This window comes from Alloacidobacterium sp. (assembly GCF_035631355.1).
In the GTDB taxonomy this organism is placed as follows: Bacteria; Acidobacteriota; Terriglobia; order Terriglobales; family Acidobacteriaceae; genus Alloacidobacterium.
Window position 1 is genome coordinate 1 of the sequence record NZ_DASQIX010000027.1, and the last position, 5,288, is coordinate 5,288.

The 5,288-nt window shown below is 58.0% G+C and carries 5 protein-coding genes; 1 reads left to right on the forward strand and 4 read right to left on the reverse strand.

Annotation, left to right across the window (positions count from 1 at the left end):
• On the reverse strand, positions 1-865 hold an 865-nt coding region (locus tag VEV40_RS05675), incomplete at its 3' end, for a TAT-variant-translocated molybdopterin oxidoreductase (protein ID WP_324830771.1).
• 38 nt (positions 866-903) lie between these two features.
• Positions 904-1,779, reverse strand: a complete 876-nt coding sequence (locus VEV40_RS05680; protein WP_324830772.1) for a cytochrome c3 family protein — start codon at positions 1,777-1,779, stop codon at positions 904-906.
• A 280-nt stretch (positions 1,780-2,059) separates the two neighbouring features.
• Between VEV40_RS05680 and VEV40_RS05685 the strand changes: the two genes are divergently transcribed.
• A complete protein-coding gene (locus VEV40_RS05685) occupies positions 2,060-3,865 on the forward strand; it encodes an ArnT family glycosyltransferase (RefSeq protein WP_324830774.1) in 1,806 nt (601 codons plus the stop codon).
• Between the two features lie 46 nt (positions 3,866-3,911).
• Here the strand turns inward: VEV40_RS05685 and hpnI are convergent, their stop codons facing one another.
• Positions 3,912-5,057 (reverse strand): bacteriohopanetetrol glucosamine biosynthesis glycosyltransferase HpnI, encoded by a 1,146-nt coding sequence (hpnI, locus tag VEV40_RS05690; RefSeq protein ID WP_324830776.1) that lies wholly within the window; start codon positions 5,055-5,057, stop codon positions 3,912-3,914.
• Between the two features lie 77 nt (positions 5,058-5,134).
• On the reverse strand, positions 5,135-5,288 hold a 154-nt coding region (locus VEV40_RS20680), incomplete at its 5' end, for an ABC transporter permease (RefSeq protein ID WP_414637807.1).

Consider the following 5,288-nt stretch of genomic DNA (forward strand, 5'->3'; position numbering starts at 1 on the left):
GCTTGTTGGCGTAGTCCTTCGCCAGCCGATGGAAACCCGGATACAGCGAGCCGGAGAGGAAATCCGCGTCCAGCGAGAGGACCACGTCCGCCGCGTCCAGCTTGAATTGCGCGTCCAGAAAATTGCCGAAAGCCGCCTTGGCAGCAGCATAAGCCGAGTCGCGGTTCACCGCGTCATACTGGATCCATTTCGCATTCGGGAAGCTGGCCTGCGCCTTCTTCCATTGCGCCGCGAGCGTGGGCGAAGTGACTGTGCCGCTCAGGAAGTAAAGTCCCGCTCCGCCGCTGGAAGACTTCTTGTCAGCCAGCATCGCGCGCCACGCCGCCTGAAAAGACACCCAGGGGCGCGTTTCGCCGCGATAGAGAATATGCTGCGAGCGGTCAGGGTCGTACATGTCGAGCAGCGTCGCCTGCAGAATCGGGTCGGAGCCGCCCTGGTTGTATGGATGCTCGGGGTTGCCGTCAATCTTGATGGGGCGGAAGGCGTCGCTCTTCACCAGCGCGGGCACTGAGCCTGTCGTAAAGGGGAAGGCCGAGGCAAAATACATCGGCTTGCCGAGAATAAGGTCTTCCGGCGCCTTGACGTAGGGATAGATTGACTCCTCAGGCTGCTTGGTGCAGCCCGACAGCCCGGCCAGCGCCAGCGAAGCACCTGCCAGCTTGAGGAAACCGCGGCGCGATACCGGATCAATCCATTCCGATGCCTGCTGGGGAAACTCGCGGCTCAACATCTCGCCGAATTCCGGCTTGCCGGCAAGCTCGTCGATACTCCGCCAGTATTTCTTGCCTGTTTTGCCGTTCAGCTCTTTGCGGACCTCTTCGAGCGTCAGGGGCTTTTCCAGCTTCACTAATCCGTTTGTGCTCATCTCTTGATCGTGTCTTTCGCCTTGCGCGCCTGCGGGTTTCATCGGTGGCAGACCTCGCAGCTCGTCAGGTCGCGTGGAGAGCGAATGTGATATTGCACTTCCAGGAACTTGCCCAGCTCTTCCTGACTGGTGAATTTCTGGTAATTCAGCACCGCGGGAGCTGCTGCCGCGCCTCCAGCATCGCTGGCTGTCTGTCCATGGAGTCCGACGGGCAGCATGTGCAGAGAAGCCAACTGACCACCAGTATTGGAAGTGGGATCGGTTTGCACGCAGGTCACATCCTGGCCGGTCGGCACACCGGGTTTCGCAGACTGCTTGACCGCGCACCATACAGGTTTAAGCTCAGTCGGGCCTGTCCATGCCATGTTGTAGATTTCGCTGGTGGGTCTCAGGTTTACAGCGGGATGACGGTGGCAGTTCAGGCACCATTCCATCTGCAGCGTGTTTTCCTGATACATGATCGGCATCTCATCGACGCGTCCGTGACAGCTCGAACAGCCGATGCCCTTGTTCACATGGATTTCATGGCTGAAGTAAACGAAGTCCGGCAGGTCGTGAACTTTGGTCCAGACAATCGATTGGCCTGTCGCCCAACTGTTCCGCACCGGCTCAAGCAGTTCGGCATTGGTCCAGATCTGCGCATGGCAGTTCATGCAGGTCCGGGTCGGAGGGATACCCGCATAGCTCGACTTCTCAACCGACGTATGGCAGTACTGGCATTGAAGACCAAGCCCCTGCACATGGTGTTTATGGCTGAATGGAACAGGCTGGTCGGCGCGCTGCCCCTGGCGGGTCACCCACGGCGACCTTTGCAGTTCATTCAACGTGACGCCTAAAGCGATTACGATCAACCCCGTCAAGACCAGGCTCATCCGTGCCAGCGCGTTCGAGCTACGGTCAAAAATCTGCGCCATGAATGTTTTTCCTACTTCCTCGATATGTGGATAGTTGGAGGGTTTAGTGTTGCAGCCGGCATCCCACCGGACACAGTTTTAAAATGAAGAAACAATATAGAGGCCAACATGTAGAGTCGGCAAGTCGCACAGGGCACGTTGCAATTTTTTTTGCTCGGAATTTTCCTCATCTGAATCATGCTCAACAAGTTGTAGAGCTGGCCGCAGGCGCTGAACCACAAACGCCGTTATCCGATTGGTAAATACAAAGCCGCCCGCTTCTCTATAATCATCTCCGCAGATGAAGCGCTTCCTTTTTCCCATTCTGGGTCTATGGCTGCTCCTCTATGGCTCGTTCGCACTGGTGCGTCCGCCGCTGCTTGACGACGCCGACGCGCTGCATGCCGAGGCCGCACGCGAGATGGTGCTGACGCACGACTGGGCCACACTTCACGTCAACGGAATCCGTTATCTGGAGAAAGCCCCGCTTCTATATTGGAGCGTTGCCGCCAGCTTCAGAATTTTCGGCGAACATGACTGGGCCGCCCGCCTGCCGCTCGCGCTCTACGCGCTGGCCCTGTTTCTCGTCATCTTTGTACTGGGACGAAGACTCTTCGCTTCGCCGCAGGCCGGCTTCTACTCCGCGCTGTGCCTGCTGACCGCGAGCGGCATCTTCGGATTCACGCGCATCCTTATGCCCGATATAGTGCTCTGTCTCTGGCTTTCGCTGGCGACGTTCTTTTTCTGGAAGTCGCTGGGCGAGACGAAGCCATCGCTGGTAACGGCCTTAGGATTCGATATCTGCTGTGCACTGGGCGTGTTGACGAAGGGCCTAGTCGGCGCAATCTTCCCGCTGGTCATTATTGTTGTTTACCTGTTCTTCACGCGGAAGCTGCGCCATCTTCTGCGCTGGCACCCCGTGACCGGGACGATTGCTTTCCTGATTGTCGCCGTGCCCTGGCATATCATCGCGGCCCTGCGGAATCCATCGATTGGAGCTCCCGGCTCTTCGCCTACGCAGGGCAGCGTACACGGATTCGCGTGGTTCTATTTTGTTCATGAGCAGCTCGGACGCTACTTCAACCGTAGTACGCCAAACTTCGATTCCGTGCCCTTGCCGCTCTTCTGGCTGCTGCTGCTGGCCTTCATCGCCCCGTGGTGCATCTTCGCGCTTACCGTGCTGGCCCGCATGCATTGGGGACAGGTCTTTCGCCGCGAGGAACTGGATGAGCGCCAGCGAGCAATGCTTCTGCTCGTCATCTGGGCCGTAGTGGTAATGGTCTTCTTCAGCTTCCCGGCAAGGCAGGAATACTACGTACTGCCTGCGCTGCCGCCTCTCGCGCTGCTGGCCGGGTACTGGCTCGCAGAAGACGAGCGCGCACCCTCATCAGCAGGAAAGATTATTGCCTGGGCGCTGTTCATTGCCGGTCTTATTACCGCTGTTGCATTGCTTGTGTTTGCCATCCACTATAAGCCGCTGCCGATTGGCACCGATGTGACTCAGGTACTGCGGCAAATCACGCGAACTCACAGGCTGTTTTTTGGACATTTCTTTGACCTGACACGACGCGCCTTGGGAGCATTCCGCGTTCCGCTCAGTATTACGATTGCTGCGATTCTTGTCGGCCTTACCGCGAATCTCTGGTTCCGGATCAGGGCGAAGGCGCGCATGGCCAACTGTTTTCTTTTAGGTACAGTTACGGCATTCCTTATCGCCGCACACCTGGCGCTGAATACACTTTCACCGGCCCTCTCATCGCAGATTCTCGCCAACGCCATCAAGCCTGAAATGGACAGCGACGACGTAATCGTGGTCAATGGCCGCTATGAGCGCGCGTCTTCTCTGGCCTTTTATCTGGAACGACAGGTCACGGTTCTTAATGGCCGCGGTGGAGGCCTATGGTACGGCTCTTTCTTTCCCGATGCGCCGCAGATTTTTATCGATAATGATGCGCTGACGCAGATGTGGAACGGACAGAACCGTGTCTTTCTCTGGACCCCGGTTGACCAGGCTCCCCAGTTGCCAGGGCAGCCGTTTGTCATCGGGCGCAGCGGCGGCAAAGAAATCCTGAGCAACCAGCCCAGCTCGCACGGCGCCGAATTTTGATCGAGCTGCACATAGTGCTCGACAATCGGAAACGGGGCGCTCCTGCTTATTTCTGCAGCCGGCCATTCTGCAAACTAAAAGTCTGATCGCGCCAGACAATTGTGTTTCCCGCGTAGCTCCATACCCAGATACAGAGAGCCACCATGTCGCGCAATGGCAGCAGCCAAAGGTCGCGCAAAACCTGCCGATCACGCAATAGGCCGACACCAATCGCGAGCGCCAGCGTCACTCGCGCTGCGCAGACAAGGCTCAACAGGGCGAAGCTCGAAAGGCTTGCGCCCGCGGTAATCAGGTTAAGGATGGCCCAAGGCAAGCCAAAGGTGAAAAGAACTCCGGCGTAGCCCCAGTTGCGAACATCGCGCATGCCGCGCGTCCAGCGTAGCTGATGTGCGAGGAACTGACGGAAGCTATAAGCCGGGACCGTTGTCTCGACCACTTCATCGATCAACTCGACGCGATAGCCTTTGGCGGCGATGCGAGCGCCGAGCTCGTAATCGTCGGCAAGATGGTCGGTGAGCGGAGCAAGCCCGCCAATTGCGTCGAGCGCTTCCCGCGACATCGCAAGCGTCGACCCGAGTCCGAAACGAATGCCGCCTTCTAGCTTTCGCGCCGTCAGCACTCCAGCGGCGAAGTCGGTTGAGATGCCAAGCGCCTCCATCTTCGACCCCAGAGTGCCATGCGCGCGTCCGCGATAAAGCGCAGTTGCCATGCCGACTTTGGGATCAACAAACGGGGCCATTGCGCGTTCGAGGTAGCGCGGCGAGACTTTGATATCGCTGTCGTTGATGAGGATGTAGCCAAAGCGGGCCTGTGGAACCATCTGCGCCAGATTGCTTACCTTGCCGTTCGCGCCCAGCGCTTCCGAGCAGAGAACGATGCGGATGGCAACCTGCGGAAACTCGGCCTTCAACTGCTCGACGGCTGCGACTGCCGGATCACCCATGCTGCTGACGCCAAATAGAATTTCATACTCGCCTGCATACTGCTGGCGGCAGTGGCTGGCGAAGCTCGCATACATTTCATGATCGAATCCCTTCAGCGGCTTCAGCATGCTGACGGTAGGGTGAAATGTGGCCGCAACCGGGCGCCGGGTGCGAACGAATGCACGCGCGCTCCAGAGCGCCGCAAGGTAAAATCCCAGCCCGCACAACGCAAGGATGGTCGTTATGCTTTCAACGATAAGGGCGAGCATGAATGCTCAGTGTATAAGGGCAGGGAGATGGCGAACAGGGAAGAGGGCACCTAATTCCCTACCTCCCTATTTCTCTGTCATTCGTATCTCAGCGCTTCAATCGGATCGAGGTTCGCCGCCTTCCATGCGGGATAGATACCAAAGACCAGCCCGATCATGCAGGAGACGGTGAACCCGATCATCGCCCACATGCTGGACATGGTTGCGGGCAGCGCGCTCAACAGCAATCGA

Bases quoted from the DNA above. Each gene is read 5' to 3' on its own strand.
- VEV40_RS05680 (WP_324830772.1), bottom strand. From the start codon at position 1,779: ATGGCGCAGATTTTTGACCGTAGCTCGAACGCGCTGGCACGGATGAGC.
- VEV40_RS05685 (WP_324830774.1), top strand. From the start codon at position 2,060: ATGAAGCGCTTCCTTTTTCCCATTCTGGGTCTATGGCTGCTCCTCTAT.
- hpnI (WP_324830776.1), bottom strand. From the start codon at position 5,057: ATGCTCGCCCTTATCGTTGAAAGCATAACGACCATCCTTGCGTTGTGC.